At 59.9% G+C, this 20,040-nt stretch carries 16 protein-coding genes; 5 read left to right on the forward strand and 11 right to left on the reverse strand.

Annotated elements, in window-relative coordinates; all coding sequences use genetic code 11:
- Positions 1-65 precede the first annotated feature (65 nt).
- The 3 genes from AC07VG_RS00895 to AC07VG_RS00905 all read right to left on the reverse strand — a co-directional run bounded on the left by AC07VG_RS00895 (position 66) and on the right by AC07VG_RS00905 (position 4,861).
- Complete coding sequence (locus AC07VG_RS00895) at positions 66-1,229, reverse strand: efflux RND transporter periplasmic adaptor subunit (protein ID WP_495020284.1); 1,164 nt, start codon at positions 1,227-1,229, stop codon at positions 66-68.
- 1 nt (position 1,230) lies between these two features.
- Positions 1,231-4,410, reverse strand: coding sequence for an efflux RND transporter permease subunit (locus tag AC07VG_RS00900; RefSeq protein ID WP_495020458.1), 3,180 nt, complete (start codon positions 4,408-4,410; stop codon positions 1,231-1,233).
- 139 nt (positions 4,411-4,549) lie between these two features.
- A complete protein-coding gene (locus AC07VG_RS00905; RefSeq protein WP_495020285.1) occupies positions 4,550-4,861 on the reverse strand; it encodes an antibiotic biosynthesis monooxygenase family protein in 312 nt (103 codons plus the stop codon).
- A 210-nt stretch (positions 4,862-5,071) separates the two neighbouring features.
- On the opposite strand from AC07VG_RS00905, the gene AC07VG_RS00910 reads away from it, so the two are divergent.
- Entirely contained in the window at positions 5,072-5,191 is a 120-nt protein-coding gene (locus AC07VG_RS00910; RefSeq protein WP_495020286.1) for a DUF6124 family protein, read from the forward strand.
- Here the strand turns inward: AC07VG_RS00910 and AC07VG_RS00915 are convergent.
- Together AC07VG_RS00915 and AC07VG_RS00920 are read right to left on the reverse strand one after the other, a co-directional pair.
- A complete protein-coding gene (locus AC07VG_RS00915; protein ID WP_495000935.1) occupies positions 5,182-6,612 on the reverse strand; it encodes a GGDEF domain-containing protein in 1,431 nt (476 codons plus the stop codon). The genes AC07VG_RS00910 and AC07VG_RS00915 overlap by 10 nt on opposite strands.
- A gap of 311 nt (positions 6,613-6,923) precedes the next feature.
- The gene (locus AC07VG_RS00920; protein ID WP_495000936.1) at positions 6,924-8,033 is read right to left on the reverse strand and encodes a sugar diacid recognition domain-containing protein; all 1,110 of its coding nucleotides are present in this window, start codon (positions 8,031-8,033) and stop codon (positions 6,924-6,926) included.
- 168 nt (positions 8,034-8,201) lie between these two features.
- On the opposite strand from AC07VG_RS00920, the gene AC07VG_RS00925 reads away from it, so the two are divergent.
- Positions 8,202-9,515, forward strand: a complete 1,314-nt coding sequence (locus AC07VG_RS00925; protein ID WP_495000937.1) for an MFS transporter — start codon at positions 8,202-8,204, stop codon at positions 9,513-9,515.
- Between the two features lie 67 nt (positions 9,516-9,582).
- On the opposite strand, the gene AC07VG_RS00930 is transcribed toward AC07VG_RS00925, so the two are convergent.
- The gene (locus AC07VG_RS00930) at positions 9,583-9,819 is read right to left on the reverse strand and encodes a hypothetical protein (protein ID WP_495000938.1); all 237 of its coding nucleotides are present in this window, start codon (positions 9,817-9,819) and stop codon (positions 9,583-9,585) included.
- A 314-nt stretch (positions 9,820-10,133) separates the two neighbouring features.
- Here AC07VG_RS00930 and AC07VG_RS00935 point away from each other — a divergent pair, with 314 nt between their 5' ends.
- On the forward strand, positions 10,134-11,147 hold the full coding sequence (locus AC07VG_RS00935; RefSeq protein ID WP_495000939.1) for an aldo/keto reductase: 1,014 nt from the start codon (positions 10,134-10,136) through the stop codon (positions 11,145-11,147).
- Between the two features lie 140 nt (positions 11,148-11,287).
- Here the strand turns inward: AC07VG_RS00935 and AC07VG_RS00940 are convergent, their stop codons facing one another.
- Positions 11,288-13,093 carry an EAL domain-containing protein gene (locus tag AC07VG_RS00940; RefSeq protein ID WP_495020287.1) on the reverse strand — a complete coding sequence of 602 codons (1,806 nt, stop codon included), beginning with the start codon at positions 13,091-13,093 and terminating at the stop codon, positions 11,288-11,290.
- Between the two features lie 218 nt (positions 13,094-13,311).
- Complete coding sequence (locus AC07VG_RS00945) at positions 13,312-14,166, reverse strand: pirin family protein (RefSeq protein ID WP_495000941.1); 855 nt, start codon at positions 14,164-14,166, stop codon at positions 13,312-13,314.
- A 199-nt stretch (positions 14,167-14,365) separates the two neighbouring features.
- Between AC07VG_RS00945 and AC07VG_RS00950 the strand changes: the two genes are divergently transcribed.
- A complete protein-coding gene (locus AC07VG_RS00950) occupies positions 14,366-15,292 on the forward strand; it encodes a LysR family transcriptional regulator (protein ID WP_495000942.1) in 927 nt (308 codons plus the stop codon).
- A 122-nt stretch (positions 15,293-15,414) separates the two neighbouring features.
- Here the strand turns inward: AC07VG_RS00950 and mqo are convergent, their stop codons facing one another.
- A complete protein-coding gene (mqo, locus tag AC07VG_RS00955; protein WP_495020288.1) occupies positions 15,415-17,061 on the reverse strand; it encodes a malate dehydrogenase (quinone) in 1,647 nt (548 codons plus the stop codon).
- Between the two features lie 408 nt (positions 17,062-17,469).
- Here mqo and AC07VG_RS00960 point away from each other — a divergent pair, with 408 nt between their 5' ends.
- On the forward strand, positions 17,470-18,321 hold the full coding sequence (locus tag AC07VG_RS00960) for a CAP domain-containing protein (RefSeq protein ID WP_495020289.1): 852 nt from the start codon (positions 17,470-17,472) through the stop codon (positions 18,319-18,321).
- A gap of 132 nt (positions 18,322-18,453) precedes the next feature.
- On the opposite strand, the gene AC07VG_RS00965 is transcribed toward AC07VG_RS00960, so the two are convergent.
- Positions 18,454-19,143: a GNAT family N-acetyltransferase gene (locus tag AC07VG_RS00965; RefSeq protein ID WP_495000945.1), complete on the reverse strand. Its 690-nt coding sequence runs from the start codon at positions 19,141-19,143 to the stop codon at positions 18,454-18,456.
- A 78-nt stretch (positions 19,144-19,221) separates the two neighbouring features.
- Complete coding sequence (locus AC07VG_RS00970) at positions 19,222-19,851, reverse strand: LysE family translocator (RefSeq protein WP_495020290.1); 630 nt, start codon at positions 19,849-19,851, stop codon at positions 19,222-19,224.
- Positions 19,852-20,040 lie beyond the last annotated feature (189 nt).

Raw genomic sequence — 20,040 nt, forward strand, 5'->3', positions numbered from 1 at the left:
GCCAGGCATCCCCTGCATTCGCTCTTTTGGTGGATGCTTTGCGATACCGAGGGTAGTGCATTTATCTACTTCGCCGCAGTGACCTCTACCTGTGCGATTCGCACCCGATCACCCGAACTTAATCCGTCAGGTGGATTGGCAATGACCTGGTCAGACTGGCTTACGCCGTCGGCGAGTTCAAGGTAAGTGCCGTGGTCGCGGGCCACCGTGACCTTCTTTAACAGTACTATTCCGGCACCATCGACCATCGCCACCTGCACACCATTTTTGCCAACGATCAGCGCGCTGGGTGGAAGGCTGAGGGTGGTGGGTGCAAGCGCGCCTTCAAACTGCACGGTGGCGAACGATCCAGGGAGCAGGTCTCCACCCTCGTTTTCCACACTGAGTTGGACACGCATTGCGCCAGACGCCACATCGACCGCCTGGGCCAACGACTGCACCGTGGCATCGAATGTCTTTCCAGGACGCTCGGGAACGCTAAGCCTGGCGCGACTACCTACTTTTACCCACGCAAGTTGACGCTGAGGGACGCTGACATAAACGCGCAGCCGGCTAACATCGGAGACGACGAACAATTCGCTTCCTGCTGTCATGCCGACGTTTATCAATGCGCCGACGTCCGTATTGCGGGCAGTCACTACTCCATCAAATGGTGCCACGATTCGGGTGTAACGCTGCAGCGCCTGCAGCCGGTCTACATTGGCCTGAGCCTCGTTGACCTGAGATCGCTTGGTAGCGAAATCGCTGAGGCGCTCCTCGACTTCTTGAAGCGATACGGCTTCGCTCTCACGCAACTGCTCCCAGCGTTTGGCCGTGGTGCTGGCCAACGACATTTCGCTGCGGGACGTGGCCAATGCTGCGCGGGCCTGGCGCAATTGCTGGTCTAGATCCGGTGCATCGATCTCGGCCAAAAGCTGACCAGCCTTCACCGGCGAACCTATGTCCTTGTCCCAGTGCTTAAGGTAGCCACTGACTCGTGCATACAGCGGTGCGCGTGACCATGCTTCGATACGCCCAGGAAGTTGTAGGGAAGCGGGCGTCACTAGGCTGGGCACGACCAGTGCTACCGTAGCGATCCGTTTGCGCTGCGCAATCTGTTCCAACTGACCAGCTTGCGAGTGGCGACTAACCATCCCAACGACAATAATCACGCCGGCAGTCGCTATCGCCCCGAGGATGAACAGAAAGCGACCAGATGCGCTGGAGTTTGCGGGGGCTTTCACAGGCATATCAGATTGCTCCAGGAACAAATTGCTGCTTGGGTTCAGTACGGAAATCGTTGCGGTGAGCCAGGCTGAAAAGCACCGGAACAAATAACAAAGTCGCGACGGTCGCGAACAGCAGACCACCGATCACTGCGCGGCCCAGTGGGGCGTTCTGTTCGCCCCCCTCGCCCATGCCCAATGCCATGGGCAGCATGCCGAGAATCATTGCCAACGCGGTCATCAGCACGGGCCGTAAGCGTGCGATGCCGGCTTCCAGCGCTGCTGTGGTCGCATCGCCCAGTTCCTGCAGGCGTTCGCGAGCGAAACTGATCACCAGCACACTGTTGGCAGTGGCCACGCCCATGCACATGATCGCCCCCGTCAAAGCAGGCACAGACAAGGTGGTACCGGTGGCAAAGAGTATCCAGACGATTCCCGCAAGCGCAGCGGACAGTCCCGAGACAATCACCGCCGGGTCGACCCAGGATTGAAAGTTGACGACGATCAACAGGTAGATCAGCACGACGGCGCCGAGCAGGCCGTATAGCAAACCAGAAAACGCACGCTCCATGGTCTGCACTTGGCCCATCAGGTTGACTGTACTGCCACGCGGCACCTCATCGGCCATTTGCCCGATGATCTGCCGGATGTCCTTGGCGACGGCGCCAAGGTCACGGTCTTGGGTGGCCGCATGGATCTGTACCATCGATTGGATGTTGTATTGGCTGACCATACCGCTGCCGGTCGTTCGCTCGAAGTCTGCTACCGCGCCGAGCGTGGTGACATTCACGGTGCTACCGTTGCCGACAGGCAGGTTGGCCAGAGCAGCTAGCGAATCCAGTTTTGGCTGGGGTGTCTGCAGCACGATCGGGTAGCTCACCCCGTTGGCGGGATTGAGCCAGTAGGTCGGTGCCACCTGACTACTCCCCGCCAGGTTGACAACCAGACTGTTGGTGACATCGCGAGTGGTTAAATTGAGCAGCTGGGCCTGGGTGCGATCCAGATCGACATTGAATACCGGCGCCTTGTTTGATTGCAGGATGCGAGCATCGGCCAACCCCGGCACCGTGCGAATTCGCTTAAGCAACTGCTGCGCGTAGGCGAAGTTCGCTTCTACGTTGTTGCCCCGAATCTGAATGTCGATAGGCGCAGGCGCACCGAAGTTGAGGATCTGACTGACGATGTCCGCCGGAGGAAACGAAAAGGTGCTGTCCGGGAATCGTTCAGGCAACACCTCACGCAGCTTCTTCACATAGTCAGCCGTGGGCTGATGACCGGAGCGCAACGCGATCTGGAAATCACCGTCCTGGGAACCCATGACCCCCGTATTGTTATAGGTCAGGTTGATGTTGCTCGGTGGCAGGCCGATATTGTCGACCAAGGTGCTGATCTCCTCGGCCGGGATGACGCCGCGTATCGCCTCTTCTATCTGTGCGAAGCGTGAGGCGGTCTCCTCCACGCGAGTGCCCACAGGTACCCGCACATGCATCAGCACCTGTCCGGAGTCCACAGCCGGGAAGAAGTTGCTACCAATGAACGGTACCAACCCAAACGACAGTGTCACGACCGCCATAAAACCCAGCAGGAACGCTTTGCGGCGGCGCAGTGCGCTTTCGAGCACTTGCTGGTAGCGCTGGCGTAGCCGGTCGAAACGGTTCTCAAACCCACGCTGGAAGCGTACCAATGGGTTACGTGAAACGGGCTGTGGTTCAAGGTGTACCTGATGCGGCTGCAGCAGGTACTTGGCCATGGTCGGTACCAGCGTCCTGGACAGAATGAAGGAACAGATCATGGCAAAGATCACTGCTTCGGCCATCGGTACAAACAGGTACCGCGAAACGCCTTCGAGAAAGAACATCGGAACAAACGCAATACAGATGCACAGCAACGACACGAAAGCAGGCGTCACGATCTGGCGTGCCCCATCCAGTATCGCGGTTTCGACGTCCTTGCCCTGCTCCAGATGCGAGTTGACGTTCTCGATGGTTACCGTGGCGTCATCCACAAGAATGCCGATGGCCAGCGCCAAGCCGCCCAGTGTCATCAGGTTGAGGGTCTCACCCAAGGTAGCCAGGATGATCAACGAGCCCAGGATCGCCAAAGGGATCGACACAGCAATAATCACGGTCGACCGCCAGCTACCGAGGAACAGCAGAATCATCACGCTCGTCAGTGCAGCAGCGATAGCACCTTCCAGGACTACGCCCCTTATCGCCGCACGCACGAACAGCGATTGGTCGTTGATCGGTTGGACGTTCAGCGCCTCGGGCCAGCCCGGCTTGAGAGCTTCGATCTGTGCTCGAATGCCATCCACGATGGCCAACGTCGATGCCGATCCATTCTTGAGTACCGACATCAGCACCGAACGGCTACCGTCGACGTGGACGATATTTGTCTGTGGAGCGTTGCCGTCATGGACATCTGCAACGTCGCGAAGGTAGATCGTGCTGCCTCCCACCACCTTGACCGGCAAAAGCCCCAGATCGTTGATAGCCGACGGAGCACCGTTGAGCTGCAGGGTGTATTCCAACTCGCCGATCTTTTGTGTGCCAATCGGCACCAGAATATTGTGGGCAGCCAGCGCAGCAGATACATCTTGAGCCGAGAGTCCGCGGGCCTGCAGCTCCTCAGGGTTGACGTCAATCTGAACTTGACGTTGCTTCCCACCATACGGCAGGGGTATCACTACACCCGGCACGGTAATCAAGGGTGTCCGAACGGTGTTCATACCCAGGTCGAAGAGTTGCTGTTCCGACAATCCCTCACCCGAAAGTGCTAGTTGCAAGATCGGCACAGTGGCAGCGTTGTAGTTGAGGATCACAGGCGGCTGGATACCTGCGGGCATCTGCCGCAACGCGACTTGCGAGGCAGCCGTGATCTGCGCGTTTGCGACAGCAATCTCTACACCCGGCTGGAAAAAGATCTTAACGATTCCCACGCCCGGATACGTGTTGGATTCTATGTGCTCAATGTCATTGACCGATGCGGTTAGCAAACGCTGGAAGACCGTCGAGATGCGCCCTGCCATCTGGTCTGGTGGTAACCCGGTGTATTGCCAGGCTACGGCAATCACCGGTATCCGAATTTCTGGAAAGATGTCAGTCGGTGTACGTGAAGCCGTTAAAGGGCCGACAATCAAGACGAGCAATGCCATCACTACAAAAGTAGTGGGGCGGCGCAAGGCCAGCATCACGGTACGTATCAGCACTGATGGCTCCGGTTACTTAATCGACGAAAGTTGAATTCAGTTCAGCTCTTTGGCTGGGAGTGCCCAAGCGCCACTTCGATGTGCATGAAGGCTGGTCAGCAGGCTGTTCAGATCGATGCCGTGCAGCATCTGGGCATTAATTGCCATGCGCTACGGCCGGCAGACACACGAAGCTTCCAAAGCTGAGGTTTGCCCCCGCCTCGATCAGGCAGTTAATTAACCGCGTCATCGCCGCGCTCTCGAACGACCCGGTCATTTGGGATTCACTTTCCCAATAGCCGCTAAGCCACCAAAGGCCGGCCTCTCGCGTGCTTCGAGTCAGGGTATAATCGAGACATCCAGCAGCACTTTGAAGGCCTTCGACGCAGGTCTGAGCGCGCTCTGAGAAAGCTGAATCAGGGGTCTCAAAGAGACGTATTTCAATGGTATTGACGCATTCGATAGCCATCGGCTGATCCTGCTTGATTGGCTTAGCGGGAATCTAGCTGTGGCCAGGCAAGGCGACTACGCTACTAAGTCAACATATGCATATGAGCTTGGCTCATGAATAGAATCAAGCCCACGGGATCCGGGGCATTCGAGCTGGAACGGTCGTATTACCGATACAATTTGAAATCATTACCCTCCGTGCATCTTAGAATCGTGAGCCGCTGCGGCCATGGCCTATAAGTACGCCGACAACCAGACCGTCTCGAACCGTAAGGTGGCGATGGGTGTGGTGCATCTGATTGAGCTGGCACAGCTGAAGATGGACTCGCTGCTGGATGATCAGGGCTGAGGCTGTAGGTTGGTTTTGATGGCAGCGACGACACAGTTACGGCCTTGGTGTTTCGCGTCATAGAGGCGTTGATCGGCTACACGCAGAATGTCTTCGATGGAGTCCCCGTCGCGTCCAAATTGCGATACGCCGATGCTCACCGTGACCCGGGTCAGCCGCTGCTGGCTGATATTGAAAGAGGTCGTTGCAATGTTGCTTCGCAGACGTTCAGCGATTACGTGTGCGCCTTCGAGTGAGGTCTGGGGCAGCAGTATCATGAACTCTTCCCCGCCCACTCGGGCTACGCCGTCGTACGGCCGGATCGATTCGAGACACTCCTGCACGAACCTCTTGAGGATGTCATCGCCCACCTGATGCCCAAACTGATCATTGATGGACTTGAAATTGTCCAGATCGAGCGCCAACACGGAGAACGGAGCACCGCCGCGCTTGGCCCGGTCAATTTCGGCATCGACCCGTTCCATGAAACGACGCCGATTGTCAGCGCCCGTCAGTGGATCGGTCGCTGCAAGGTGGCCGAGCTCCTGATTGGTACGCTGGAGCTCCTGCAGGGCACTTTCAGCGTACGCCATCGACTCGGCAAGACGCACCATCAGTTCGCCTTGACTGTAAATCTTCGAAAACGACCGAGTGGAGAGAAACGCTTGCGCTACCCCATAGCTCAACAAGAAGAATCCAGCAGCGAAGATCGCATGGGCGAGCCACCACATATGGTTCCAGGGGCGCGCCAGGATAAACGCAAGAGATGACAACGCGAACGCGGTAACCGAGAGAGCAAAGATCACCATCAGCGGCGAACGGAAACGACGCAACAGGAGCACTGCCACATTCAATGTGGAAAAAACGAGGGCACCACCTTCAAGCGAGAGGCGTACCGCGAGATTGCCAGCAACCTGCGAATTCGCCACGTAGGCCACTGCCAGGTCAACCAGCAGGAACAGCCCTATCCAGGTCAACCACGGGTGGGGTTTTGTGCGTTGGTCCGCGGCATCAGGCGGTTGATGGTACGACAGCATGCCGACCAACAGCAGAATCGCCATGACCAGTCGAGAGGCCGGTCCGTAAAGCAGGAAGAGCCAGATATTGGAGTGGGCAAGCCCCGTGAACGCGCCATGCAACGCATAAATCATCACAAAACCGAGAAATCCCAACGTCATCCACCGCAGCAGCGGATCTCCCGATGACTGATAGCAGCACCAGGTTACGTAAGTAACAAACAGCCCCTCCAGGGTGGCAGCCGTGATCGCAATGATATGGAACGAGTGGTTCTCGAATAAAAGGGTCGGATCCTGAAAGAAATACAAGTAGCCAATCAGATAGGCCGGAACAAACGCAAACCCTGCGAGCAGCAAGCAGGCATAAAATTTAATGATAAGGTGGACCGCTTCAGGTCGCTCGCCAGCAGCGATAAAGTTACTCATAGCCCCCTCACGCAAATCCACTTTGCCCGCACCGACCCGGTACCAACCCCAAAGCCACCGACTTGCCAGCGCAGCCACATCATTATGCAAACGTCTTGCGAGTTGATGTTTTGAATTTCGATTGTAGACCAGCCATCACTTTCCGCTGCTGAAGTCGAAAAAATTCATATAAAAATTAACCAACAACGAACATCTCGTTTTCTCATCAGCCAAAGGCCCGTTGTCCTTCCTTAAAGGGGGTGATGGTATTAGCTTTGGCTGAATGCAGACGCTCATCATTCGCAGCACAAGAAACCGATCATTTGTGACGGTTACGTTGGCGACTCACTGTGGGGCAACAGTTGCACCCCCAGGTACAGCGCCAGCATCCCGTCCAGGCGCAGCGGGTCGACACCGCTGATCTCGGCGATCCGCTCCATCCGGTAGCGCAGGCTGTTGCGGTGAATCCCCAGTGCCTCGGCACAGCCCTGGCTCTGGCCATCATGCTCGCACCAACTGCGCAAGGTGGCGAGCAACTGGCCGTTGCCGTCCTTGGCGATGACCTTGCGCAACGGTTTGAGCAGTTCTTCCAGCGCATCGTCGCTGCGATGACGCCAGAGCATTACCGGCAAGCGATAGCGATTGAGGTGCAGCAGGCGGCTGTGGGGCAAGACATCCCGGCCATAGGCAAGCAGATCGCTGACCCGTCGATAACAACGCCGCAGGCCCCGCAAGTCGTCAGCCGGTCCACCCGCCGCGACGCGGGCGATCTTCCAACCGAGGCTGTCGAGTTTCTCCAGCAGGCGTTGATCGTCCAGAATCACCGTCGCCGGTCGACACCACAGCAGCGAGGCAGTCGACCCGCTGACACACCAGCTGTCGGGATAACGCGACTGCAACCAGGCTATCAACGCCTCGACACTCTGCCCCGGGTCCAGCTCGAACAGGTAGGGAATCCGTGACAACTGCGGCTTGAGCCCCATCTGCCGGGCCTCGTCGATCAAACGCGGCGAATCGCCCTCGTCACTCAGCAACAGGGCCAGCAGGTCGTCGCAGCGCTGGCGCCGCCACTGCTGCTCAGCCTGCTGGTGACGCTGGCCGACGAGCATTTCGGCAGTCATGCGCACCAGTTCGGCGTAGGTGCGCAGCTGCTCCGGCTCACCGGTAATGCCGAGCACGCCAATCAGCCGTTCGTCATGCATCAGCGGCAAGTTGATCCCTGGCTGCACGCCCTTCAGGCACTTGGCCGCCTGCTCGTCGATCACCACCACCCGGCCGTTCGCCAGCACCAGCTGCGCGCCTTCGTGGCGGGTATTGATCCGCTCCGGCTCGCCGCTGCCCAGGATCAGGCCCTGGCTGTCCATGACATTGACGTTGTAGGGCAGAATGGCCATCGTGCGATCGACGATATCCTGCGCAAGGTCATGGTCCAGTTCGAACATAGCGGTAGGGTCCTTGGTTCAGGTGGATCGGTGTTTGTTCAGCAGCACAGGGTACACCGGCAAACCCTGTGCACTGGCACAAAGACAGCAAGGCTGGCGATGGCCGAGACTCACAGGGCGATCAAGTTACCCTTGCCTCGCAAAAAATCATAATAAAGAGAGACCGCCATGTCACAGAGCGCCGCGTTATCCCAGGCCACCGCTGACTTGAAAAACGCCGTATACAAGCGCATCACTCTGCGCCTGATCCCCTTCATCTTCATCTGCTACCTGTTCAACTACCTCGATCGGGTCAATGTTGGCTTCGCCAAGCTGCAGATGCTCGACGCGTTGAAATTCAGCGAAACCATCTACGGCCTCGGGGCCGGGGTTTTCTTTATCGGCTACGTGCTCTGCGGCGTGCCAAGCAACCTGGCGCTGAATCGCTTCGGTCCACGGCGCTGGATCGCGCTGATGATGATCACCTGGGGGGTGTTGTCCACCTGCCTGCTGTTTGTCAGCACGCCGATCCAGTTCTACACCCTGCGCCTGCTCACCGGGGCCGCCGAAGCCGGCTTCTTCCCTGGCGTGGTGCTGTACCTCTCGCAGTGGTTCCCGAGCTTCCGGCGCGGGCGGATCATGGCCCTGTTCATGTCGGCGATCCCGGTCTCGGGCCTGCTCGGCAGCCCCTTCTCCGGCTGGATCCTCAATCACTTTGCCGCCGGCCAGGGCGGCCTTGCCGGCTGGCAGTGGATGTTCCTGTTGCAGGGTATCCCGACCATCGCCCTGGGCAGCGCGGCGTTCTTTCTGCTCGCGGACAAATTCGCCAACGCCAAGTGGCTGACCGCCGAGGAACGTGCCGTGCTCGAAGCCGACCAGGCCTTCGATGCCGCCAACAAACCCAAGGCCGTCAGCGATTCGCTGGGTGAAGTGTTCAAGAACCCGGCCATCTGGGCCTTTGGCCTGATCTACTTCTGCATCCAGAGCGGCGTCTACGCCATCAACTTCTGGCTACCGTCGATCATCAAGAATCTGGGGTTCAGCGACAACCTGGTCATCGGCTGGCTCAGTGCGATTCCCTACCTGCTCGCGGCGCTGTTCATGTTGCTGGTGGGCCGCTCCGCCGACCTGCGCAAGGAGCGCCGCTGGCACCTGGTGGTACCGATGCTGATGGGTGCTATCGGCCTGTTGATCGCGGTCAACTTCGCCACCTCGCCGGCCATCGCGATTCTCGGCCTGACGATTGCGACCATGGGCGCCCTCACCGGCCTGCCGATGTTCTGGCCGGTGCCCACCGCCCTGCTCAGCGCCGGCGCGGCCGCCGGTGGCCTGGCGCTGATCAACTCCATGGGCCAGATGGCCGGTTTCCTCAGCCCGTACCTGGTGGGCTGGGTCAAGGACGCCAGCGGTTCCACCGATGCCGCCCTGTATGTGCTGGCCGCGCTGATCGTCGCCGGCAGCCTGCTGGCCCTGCGCATGACCCGCACCTTGCGGACGGCATAAAACGGCGGCAATAAAAAGCCCGAGGCGTGACATCGCTCCTCGGGCGCGTCTCCCCCAATAAATAAAATCAGGCGGTGGCGCTCGTACTCACGCTTTGAGTCGCGGAGCTCATGGCTTTCTTGTGCTTCTTGTGCTTCTTGTGCTTTTTCGCGGCAAGTTGCATATCAGCCTTTTCGGCAGTGACCTTCTGGGTCTGAGTCGTCGGCGCCACCTGCGCCTGCGCCATGACCATCGGGACCACGCCCGCCTGGGCAACAACGATCGCCATGGCCAGCGCCTTAAGACGTTTCGAATTAAGCATCATGTCTCTCCATATTGAACGGGGTTATGTCCTGATGGCCGTTACAACTGTACCCGCCGGACAAGCAGGTCTCTTGGCTATATATCACTCTAGCCGGAGCCATCGTAACAACCTGTCAGAATTGACAGTTCCGACGAACGGTCAAGGAATGGCCGTTGTTGTGCCATATCCCGGAGAAGCCCCGGAATACGCGAAGACTTGGCGACGTTTTCCCTAACAAGGCTGTCGGATATCGGCGAGCCGATTGAGGGATTGCTCAACAACGCCGTTCTGGTATCTGATGGGCATCTTCTCTTTCGTGCAAAAGGATGTTGTTCATGAGTTATCGCACCCTCGGCCATTCTGGACTGCAAGTCAGCTCACTGACACTGGGCAGCATGATGTTCGGTGAACAGACCGATACCGAAACCTCCCTGCGCATCATCGACAAAGCCTGGGACCAGGGCATCAACTTTATCGACACCGCGGACGTCTACACCGGCGGACGCTCCGAAGAAATCGTCGGCGAAGCGATTGCCCGTCATCGGCATGAATGGGTCCTCGCCACCAAGGCCGGCTTCGGCCCGGTGGACGGCAAACCGAACCGCAGCGGCCTGAGCCGCAAACACCTGTTCAACGCCATCGAGGCCAGCCTCGGCCGTCTGGGCACCGACTACCTGGACATCTACTACCTGCACCGCGAAGACCACAACACCCCGCTGGAAGTCACGATCTCGGCCATCGGCGACCTGCTGCGCCAGGGCAAGATCCGCCATTGGGGCCTGTCCAACTATCGCGGCTGGCGAATTGCCGAAGTGATCCGCGTGGCCGAGCGCCTGGGGGTGGACAAGCCGGTGATCAGCCAGCCGCTGTACAACATCGTCAACCGCCAGGCCGAGACCGAGCAGATTACCGCCGCCGCGGCCTACGGCCTCGGCGTGGTGCCCTACAGCCCGTTGGCCCGTGGCGTGCTCAGTGGCAAATACGCCCCGGACGTCGCGCCGGACGCCAACAGCCGGGCCGGACGCCAGGACAAGCGCATCCTCGAGACCGAATGGCGGGTGGAGTCACTGCGCATTGCCCAACAGTTACAGGCGTATACCCAGCAACGGGGTGTCGGCCTGGTGGAATTCGCGATTGCCTGGGTGCTGAACAATTCGGCGGTCAGCTCGGCGATTGTCGGCCCGCGCACCGAGGAACAATGGGACAGCTACACCAAGGCCCTGACCGTGAGGATCAGCGCCGAGGACGAAGCCTTTGTCGACTCGCTGGTGACCCCGGGGCATGCTTCCACCCCGGGTTTCAACGATGTCAGCCACTTTGTCTCCGGACGCGTGCCACGGGGCGCCTGAAGCTCAGTCAACACGATCCCTGTAGGCGCTGGCTTGCCAGCGATGAGGCCTTTGAGTCATGCGCAGAACTTGCGGACGCCATCGCCAGCAAGCCGGCTCCTACATTGTCGTTCAGCGCAACATACCGTTATGCGGCATTATCAGCCCGTCTTCAATGGGAAACGATCCAGTGCCGCCTGCTGGAAATAAAGCCCCTCTTCGACCGGCCTGGAAAGAAAGTAGCCTTGCGCCTCGTCACAGCCGAAGTGCTTGAGTATTTCCAGGCAACCGAAACTTTCCACGCCCTCGGCCACCGTGCGATAGCCCAGGTCGCGAGCCACACCGATGATCGACTTGGCCACCCGCTGATGCTGGGCGCTGTGCTCCAGCTCGAAAATCATCGACTGGTCGAGCTTGAGGATATTGGCCGGGATCTTGTGCAGATAGGAGAAGTTGCTGTAGCCGGTACCGAAGTCGTCGATGGCCACATCGACCCCCATGTTTCTCAGTTGCTGAAGCTGCTCGATCACTCCGGCGCTGGAGCGCAGCCACTCGCCCTCGGTAATTTCCACCTCGAGCATCGTCGGGTCGACCCCATGGGCCGCACAGCGTTGCGCAATGACATCCGCCACATTGCGCCCATAAAAATCCCGGGATGACAGGTTGAACGATATTTTCTTGTCCTGGGCGTAGCCGGTGCTGGCGATCAGCATCACGACTCGCTCGATCACCCAGTCCGTCACCGAATGGATCAGCGAGCTTTTTTCGACAATCGGAATAAACTCGGCCGGCGAGATAAAGCCGTGTATTCGATGATTCCAGCGAATCAACGCCTCGGCACTCAGGTGCGCGCCATCGCGCAATGAGAAGCGCGGCTGATAGACCAGGAACACATCATCGGACTTCAAGGCCGGGGTAATGTCCGGCAGCAGGCTGAACAGACGGCGAAAGGTAACGTCGTCCTGGTGGTTGTAATAGGCAAAGGGCTGGGCTTTCTGCCGCGCGCTCTCGAGGGCGAACAGGGCCTTGCGCAACAGTTCCCGGGCCGTTTGCGCACCGCTGTCGAACTCCAGCAACCCCGCGCAGACCGTGGGTACCATCGGCAGATTCTCGCTGATCGGCGCCCGGCGCAGCCAATCCACCAGCCGCGGCAAAAAAACCCGCGCCTCGTTGACGTCCATCTGCATGGTGAAGGCGAAGCCCTTGACCATCACGTGATAGATCTTGATTCCCGTGCCGATAAACGCCTGGATCCGCGAGGCCATATCCCGCAGGACCGCTTCGAACGGCACCATGCCCTCCGCCACGGTCAAGCGATGCGCCCAATCGGTGTCCAGGGCATCGACCGTCACCAGCACCCTCTTGCGGCCATCGCTGGCCTGGATCAAGCCCTGCAGGTCGGAGAGAAATTGCGTGCGGTTGGGCAACCCGCTGACAGCGTCCACCCGCTTGAGCAGGTGCTGGCGCTCGATCAACTGCATGATCAGCGCGGCGAAATCTTCCAGGGCGGCGTGGTCTTGCGGGGTCAGCGTGTGGGCCACCTTATCGAGGATGCACACGCTGCCAATGGCGTAGCCGCCTTCGGTACGCAGGGGCGCGCCGGCATAAAACGTCAGCGCGCCGTCGCCCTTGACCAGCGGAAAATCGGCAAAACGAGGGTCCAGGCAGGCGTTGTCGACCACGAACACGCCGCGTTGGCGGATCGTGTGGGCACAGAACGACAGCTCCAGCTCGGGTGCTTGCTGACCAGTAAAGCCGTTGCTGGCAAGGAACCACTGGCGGTCCTTGTCGATCAGGCTGACGATCGCCACCGGCGCTTGAAAGCGCGAGGCGACCAACCGGCAGATCCGCTCGAAACACTCTTCGCGGGCAACGTCCGTCAGGTCGAAGGCATGCAGGGCGGCCAGCCGCTCCTCTTCTTCGCGGTCACGCAACAACATCTGCTCAACGGTCGTGAGTTTTTTCATCAGCACCTGTTGTTGTCAATCCGAGTCATCCTGTCGGACCAGAAAGATGGCCTTTTGCCGCCAATCATTACGCGGGCACCGAATAATATCCAGATAAATGCGACCGACGTCTGACAGAGCGCACAAAACCCCGTGGGAGCCGGCTTGCCGGCGATGAGGCCAGTGAGTCTTGCATCGCTCTTGCGGTCGTCATCGCCGGCAAGCCGGCTCCTACAGGGTTACAATCGACCTTCTTCGCGCAGACGTCGACCAATACGCAGGATCTCGGCCTCGCCCCGGGCCAATGCTGCAGCGTTACTATGCACCGAGTAATTGCCCAGCACCAGTTCATGGGGATGCTTGCGCGCGGAGCCAAGCACAAAGGTGGTCTCGCCCCGCGCCACGAATTCAATGGCCTCCTCGCCCTCCTCAAAGATCGCCAATTCGCCTTTGCCGAGTGCCCCGTTACGATCACCCGTATCAAGCTCGCCAACATCGACCGCCACCCAACCGACGGTATGACCGGCCGGTGGTGTGTAGGTCCAGCGCTCGCCGTCTTTCAACTGCACGGCCAGGTAGTTCATCGGCGCGGGGGCCGCGATCAGGCTCTGCGCCGCACCATAGTGCCCCAGCAACACCCGCACCGGTCCTTCCTGTGGCACTTGTGCCGGGGTCAGGTATTGGCTGCGGGCCGGGGCATTTTCTTCAGCCGCCGGTAACGCCACCCAGAGCTGAAACCCCCGGACATGGCTGACCTCGGGCACGATCGAACCGGTATGCCAGACACCGTTCCCCGCCTGCATCCATTCAACACCGCCGGCCAGCAGGCGGCCTTGCTCGCCGGTGCTGTCTTCATAGAAAAACTCGCCTTCGCTCAAATAACTCAGTGTGGCGATGCCGGAATGCGGGTGCATGCCAAACCCTGGCTGGCCGGCCTTGGTCTGGAAGCTGAAATGATCGAGGAAGACAAATGGCTTGAGCCACTCGCCCAGGTCGCCGGGACTGACCAGCCGCGTAATCGCCCCGTGAGTGCTGCCGTGGGTCCGGTGAACAATGGCGCGCCGCTGTGGCGCGCGTGCAATCGCCGTGCTCATGCGAGCTCCCGAATCGAGCTGATAGGTAGCCGTTGTGCGGTCATGGAAATACTCCAAAAAAATGTTCGGATAAACCGCTGGATGCGCATCAACACGGATGCGTTCCCGGTCAGTTACGGCGCAGTATGGATCGCCCCCTATTACTGGACTAGATGGCATAATTGGATTTCACTCCTCCATTTATGTAGGCAATTTCGTCATGCTCGACCTGAATGAAATCGCCATGTTCGTCCAGGTGGTGCGCCACGGCAGCTTTGCCGAGGCGGCCCGGCACCTGGGCGTGCCAGCCAATACCCTGAGCCGGCGTATCCAGCAGCTCGAAGCCCGGCTCGGCACGCGCCTGATGCAACGCTCCACCCGCAAGTTGACGCTGACCGGTGCCGGCCTGGCCTTCCATGCGCGTTGTGCCGGGGCTATCGACGGTTTGCTCGACGCCAGCCATGAACTGCAAGGCGGCAGCCAGGTCCCCAGCGGCCTGGTGCGTGTGGCGGCAACCGCCGACTTCTTCGAGTTTTTTCCAATGGACTGGGTCGCCGAATTTCTCGCCCGTTACCCACAGGTCAAGCTCGACTTCGTTCTCAGCGACGCCAAGGCCGACCTGATCGCCGAACAGATCGACGTCGCCTTTCGCGCCGGCCCCTTGCAGGATTCGGCCCTTGTCGGGCGTCAACTGCTGGGGCCGCGTAGCGACGGCCTGGTGGCCAGCCCGGCCTATCTCGCGGCACATGGCGCACCACAGACCTTGCAGGACCTGGTTCACCATGACTGCATCAGCGCCCCACACCCCAGCGGCCACACCACCTGGCACCTGAGCAACCCGGCCGGCGTGGAAGAAGAGGTGCAGGTCAGCGGCCGCTTCAGCGCCAACACCGCCCAGTCGCTGCGCAAGGCCGCCCTGGCGGGCCTGGGTATCGTCCTGTTGCCGCCGACCATGGCCCGGCTCGATGTGCAAGCCGGTTTGCTGGTGCCGGTGCTGCCCGGTTACCAACGCAAGAGCCGAGGCATGAGCGTGATCTACCCGAGTCGGCGACAGCTGCCGCTGGCGGTGTCGGCGTTTATCGATGCGTTCATGGAGAAACTCCAAAGGCAGGAGGCGTTGCCGGAATCCCCCTTCAGCCTTGAGTAACACTCATCTGAAAAAGACCCGGGATTTTACCTGGGCAATAAAAAACACCCACTGTCCAGTCGCAAGACCGGGCAATGGGTGTTCTTCGTTTCACTGCGCCCCGCCGAAGCGAGGCCAGCTCTTTACAGCGCCATGTCAGCCGCTGGACTGTCGGCTTTTGGCTTGTCAGCCGCAGCCGGTACCGCTGGCGCAACGGCTGTCTGACCGATCACCGGAGGCTTGGTCAGTTGCAGGATTTCGGCGGTGTAGTTCCATTCCTTCTGGACCGCTTCAGGGCTGCTGTTGAGCTTGGTGCCATAACTTGGCACGATCTGGTGCATCTTTTCCTGCCAGGCAGGCGTCGCGACCTGGTCCTTGAAGACCCGTTCCAGAATGGTCAGCATGATCGGCGCAGCGGTGGAAGCACCTGGCGATGCGCCCAGCAGACCGGCGATGCTGTTGTCCTTGGAGGTCACCACCTCGGTGCCGAGCTTCAGGACGCCACCCTTCTCATCGTCACGTTTGATGATCTGCACGCGCTGACCGGCTTGCCACAGGCGCCAGTCTTCTTTCTTCGCCTCGGGGAAGTATTCCTTCAGGGCGTTGAAGCGATCGTCATCCGACATCATCAACTGACCGGCCAGGTACTCGACCAGCGGGTACTGCTCGATCCCGACGCGGGTCATTGGCCAGACGTTGTGAGTGGTGGTACTGGTCAGCAGGTCGAAGTACGAACCGTTCTTCAGGAACTTGGTGGAGAAGGTCGCGAATGGCCCGAACAGGATCACGCGCTTGCCGTCCAGCACACGGGTATCCAGGTGCGGAACCGACATGGGTGGCGCACCGGTCGAAGCAATACCGTAGGCCTTGGCCATATGCTTGAGGGCGATGTCCTGGTTATCGGTGACCAGGAACGAACCACCGACCGGGAAGGCCGCGTAGTCGTTGGCTTCAGGGATACCGGACTTCTGCAGCAGGTGCAGCGCACCGCCACCGGCACCGATGAAGACGAACTTGGCGTCGGCCGAGGTTTCGCTGCCATCCTTCAGGTTCTTGTAGGTGACGCGCCAGCTGCCGTCGTCATTGCGCTTGATGTCCTCTACTTCGCTGGACAGTTGCAACTTGAAGTTTGGTTGGGCTTGCAGGTGGGCGACGTACTGGCGGGTGATCTCGCCGAAGTTCACGTCGGTGCCGATCGGGGTCCAGGTGGCCGCGATCTTCTGCTTCGGATCACGCCCTCCCATCATCAGCGGGACCCACTTCTTGATCTGCTCCTGATCTTCGCTGTACTGCATGCCGCTGAACAGCGGGCTGGTCTGCAGTGCCGCGTAGCGGTCCTTGAGGAACTTGACGTTGTCGTCACCCCACATGAAGCTCATGTGCGGCGTCGAGTTGATGAACGAGTGCGGGTTCTTCAGCACGCCCTGACGGACCTGCCAGGAGAGGAACTGACGAGTGATCTGGAACGACTCGTTGATCTCGATTGCCTTGTGGATATCGATCTTGCCGTCTTTGTCGTACGGCGTGTAGTTCGACTCAGCCAGGGCGGAGTGACCGGTACCGGCGTTGTTCCAGCCATTGGAGCTTTCTTCGGCGACGCCATCGAGGCGCTCGACCATTTCCATCGACCAGTCCGGCTGCAACTCATTGAGCCAGATCCCCAGGGTCGAACTCATGATGCCCCCGCCAATGAGCAGCACATCAACTTTCTTTGTCTCGGCCGCGTGCACGGACATCGCGCCCATCGACACCGCCAGCCCCAGCAGCGCTGTGTTCAGTTTCTTCAACATTCAGTAATACCTAGGATAGGTAGACATACAAGGCCCATGAAAACCACCGGCCTCACGTTCATGTCCCTCCTGCGCTGACTTTTTATTAGTCATTGGCTTCAGCTAGGTTGGGTGACACTCATTTTGTTTGCCTTTGCGCGGAACGGGTCAATGAGCGGAATCTGTCCGCTCATGCACCCCGACCCACCAGGCTTTTTCGCGATTCCTTCGACGTCCGGTCACCTCGGATAGGCACGCTAGACACTTCCATGCTGCGACATAATACCTCAGCCACATGATTGAATGAAAATGCCTCGCCTTTACAAAGAAAAAACCTACCCGGATTGTAGGGTGAGCTGAGCAACGTTCAACTGCTCCTGGTGTGGGAAATCCGGCATCATGGGCACAGTCTGTTCAAGGGAGATGCCCATGCGCTTCATACCATCGCTTATCGGTCTGGCCACGCTGACGCTCGGGCCGGTGTTGGCGGCCAGCGCCGCCTCCACCGATCAGGCGCAACTGGTTGACTCGATCAACCACTACCGTAGCCAGGTGCAACGTTGCGCAAGCCAGGCCTCACTGGAATTGCCGCCACTCGCCACCGACCCACGCCTGGTACTGCCCATCAACAACCCCGGCGACTTGCAGCAGGAGCTGGCCGCCAAGGCCTATCCGATGGTCACCGTGCAAGCGATCAGCCTGTCGGGGCCGCGTGACGCGGCGGCGGCGATGAAAGCGGTGCAGGAAAGTTTCTGTCAGGTGGTGCTGAATCCGCAGTTCGTCGATATCGGCGTCAACCGCGAAGGACGTGACTGGCGCATCGTGCTCGCGCGACCGTTACTGAGCGCGCGCCTGGGTGACTGGCAGGTGGAAGGCCGCAAGCTGCTTGAACAGATCAACAGTGCCCGTACGCAAGCGCGCCAATGCGGCGGCCAGGCGTTTGCCGCGACAACGCCCTTGGCCTGGAACGCCGTGCTGGGGAGCGCCGCTGAAGGCCATAGCCGGAACATGGCCAACAACAACTTCTTCGACCACAAGGACCGTGACGGGCGCATGCCGGGGGATCGGGCTGAACTGGCGGGCTACAACGGCCAGTTGATCGGCGAGAACATCGCTGCCGGGCAAGACACCGTGCGCAAGGTGGTCGACGGCTGGCTGGCCAGTCCCGGTCACTGCGCCAACCTGATGAATCCACAATTCCGCGAGCTGGGTGCCGCCTATGTGGTGGACCCGAAGAGTGATTCGGGAATCTACTGGACCGCGATGTTCGGCACCCCCTGACTGACCGGACATCGCCTTTGTGGGAGCCGGCTTGCCGGCGATGAGGCCCTTGAGTCTTGCGGCGTCCTTACGGCCGCCATCGCCGGCAAGCCGGCTCCTGCACTGGATGGCGGCGGATTCAAGAGATGACGGTCACCCAGTCTCCCCCTGCCGTTCCAGGACAAAAGCCCTGGTGTGGCGAGTCATCTGATCGAGCTGGCGGTCACGCTGTTTCTCGGCGTCGACCATTGCACGCTTGCCGTGTTGTTGCAGCAGATAGGCATGAATCTGTCGTACCTCCAGCGAACGGTAGATGGGGGCGATGTCCAGCACCGCCACCAGGCCGTCCGTGCCGTGGTCACGGGTATTCATCAGCACCTGTGGCCCGCGCGCGGCCAGCACCTGGAAACCCAGGGCCTCGAACACCGGCACCTTGCCGACGACACAGGCCAGTTCCGCGTGGGGATAACGCTCGAGCATCTGCTGCAGCATCGCCCGTGCCACACCCTGGCGTCGATAGCCTTCGCGCACCGCCATATAGGCCACCGAGCAGGCCTGCGGATCATCCTTTACCGGCAGATACAGCAGGAAACCCACGACCTTATCGGGATCCTGCGCATCGGTTGCCACGATCAATTCGACGGCCAGCCCCTTGGCGCCATCCATCGCCTGCATATAGAGATGCGCCTCATAACCAACCCCGTACTGATACAGCTGGTAGAGCGGATTGCTCGGTGCGATGGCCACCTGACTGACGTCAGTGACGTAATCGACGACCATCTGCTGGATCTGGCTGTGGATCGACTCCGGGGGCGGGGTTTCAAACAAGGTGATCGTGGACATCGAACATCGGGCTCCGAGGGTTGAGGCTTACCCTCGGCAGTTATCCGCCTCAGGCCCGGGCATGATAACCGGTCTTGCCTAGGTCGGGCGGTTGAGCAACACCAGGCGCGCCGCCAGCCCCGCCATCACGGCGGCAAAACCGTAGCTACCCAGGCGCCTGGACACCCCACCACTGGGCAACCGACCGCGTACCAGGTTGGCAAAGAGTGCCAGCAACGAATGAAACACCAGCGCAATCAACGCCAGCAAGACCCCCAACCCAACCAACTGCAAAGTGATACCGCCGTGTTCGAGATTGACGAACTGCGGCAGGAAGACCATGAAGAACAGCAGGGCCTTGGGATTGAGCAGGCTGTTCAGGGTGGCCCGGATAAAGATCGAGCGCATCGAGCCCAGCGGGGCCTGACCTTGCGCCGCCGGCACCGTCGACTTCAACGCCATCCAGGCCAGCCACAGCAGATAGGCCGCACCGGCCCAGCGGATCAGCTCGAACGCCGGTGCCCAGCTCATCACCAGCCCGCCGATTCCGGCGCTGACCGCCGCGGTCATCAACAGATCCGCCAGGCTGATACCCAACGCCGCCGCGACCCCGCCTTTCCAGCCATGGGCCAGGGCATGGGTGGTGACAAAGGCCATGTTGGGCCCGGGAATCACCAGCAACATCGTCACGGCGGCGGCGAATACCGCCAGGGAAGAAAAATCGATCATGGTCGCTACACTCGACAAGGAAGGCCCTCAGCTTAACGTGGTTGCGCGCTCTGCATCAGGAACAGCCGGGAACGATTCGGCCATAACAGTCACCAGGCCCGTGTCGAGTCGAGCCTCCGCCTACGACTGAATACCTGTGGGAGCGGTGCTTGCCCGCGAAGCTTTTGGCGACCCAGCGCCCACAAGGGG

The organism is Pseudomonas sp. GW821-FHT03C07 (assembly GCF_059420925.1).

Excerpts from the sequence above, each read along its gene's own strand:
- AC07VG_RS00930 (WP_495000938.1), bottom strand. The coding sequence starts at position 9,819 with ATGATGCTTAATTCGAAACGTCTTAAGGCGCTGGCCATGGCGATCGTT.
- AC07VG_RS00895 (WP_495020284.1), bottom strand. The coding sequence starts at position 1,229 with ATGCCTGTGAAAGCCCCCGCAAACTCCAGCGCATCTGGTCGCTTTCTG.
- AC07VG_RS00925 (WP_495000937.1), top strand. The coding sequence starts at position 8,202 with ATGTCACAGAGCGCCGCGTTATCCCAGGCCACCGCTGACTTGAAAAAC.
- AC07VG_RS00940 (WP_495020287.1), bottom strand. The coding sequence starts at position 13,093 with ATGAAAAAACTCACGACCGTTGAGCAGATGTTGTTGCGTGACCGCGAA.
- AC07VG_RS00915 (WP_495000935.1), bottom strand. The coding sequence starts at position 6,612 with ATGAGTAACTTTATCGCTGCTGGCGAGCGACCTGAAGCGGTCCACCTT.
- AC07VG_RS00935 (WP_495000939.1), top strand. The coding sequence starts at position 10,134 with ATGAGTTATCGCACCCTCGGCCATTCTGGACTGCAAGTCAGCTCACTG.
- AC07VG_RS00905 (WP_495020285.1), bottom strand. The coding sequence starts at position 4,861 with ATGGCTATCGAATGCGTCAATACCATTGAAATACGTCTCTTTGAGACC.
- mqo (WP_495020288.1), bottom strand. The coding sequence starts at position 17,061 with ATGTTGAAGAAACTGAACACAGCGCTGCTGGGGCTGGCGGTGTCGATG.
- AC07VG_RS00970 (WP_495020290.1), bottom strand. The coding sequence starts at position 19,851 with ATGATCGATTTTTCTTCCCTGGCGGTATTCGCCGCCGCCGTGACGATG.
- AC07VG_RS00920 (WP_495000936.1), bottom strand. The coding sequence starts at position 8,033 with ATGTTCGAACTGGACCATGACCTTGCGCAGGATATCGTCGATCGCACG.
- AC07VG_RS00960 (WP_495020289.1), top strand. The coding sequence starts at position 17,470 with ATGCGCTTCATACCATCGCTTATCGGTCTGGCCACGCTGACGCTCGGG.
- AC07VG_RS00910 (WP_495020286.1), top strand. The coding sequence starts at position 5,072 with ATGGCCTATAAGTACGCCGACAACCAGACCGTCTCGAACCGTAAGGTG.
- AC07VG_RS00950 (WP_495000942.1), top strand. The coding sequence starts at position 14,366 with ATGCTCGACCTGAATGAAATCGCCATGTTCGTCCAGGTGGTGCGCCAC.
- AC07VG_RS00945 (WP_495000941.1), bottom strand. The coding sequence starts at position 14,166 with ATGAGCACGGCGATTGCACGCGCGCCACAGCGGCGCGCCATTGTTCAC.
- AC07VG_RS00965 (WP_495000945.1), bottom strand. The coding sequence starts at position 19,143 with ATGTCCACGATCACCTTGTTTGAAACCCCGCCCCCGGAGTCGATCCAC.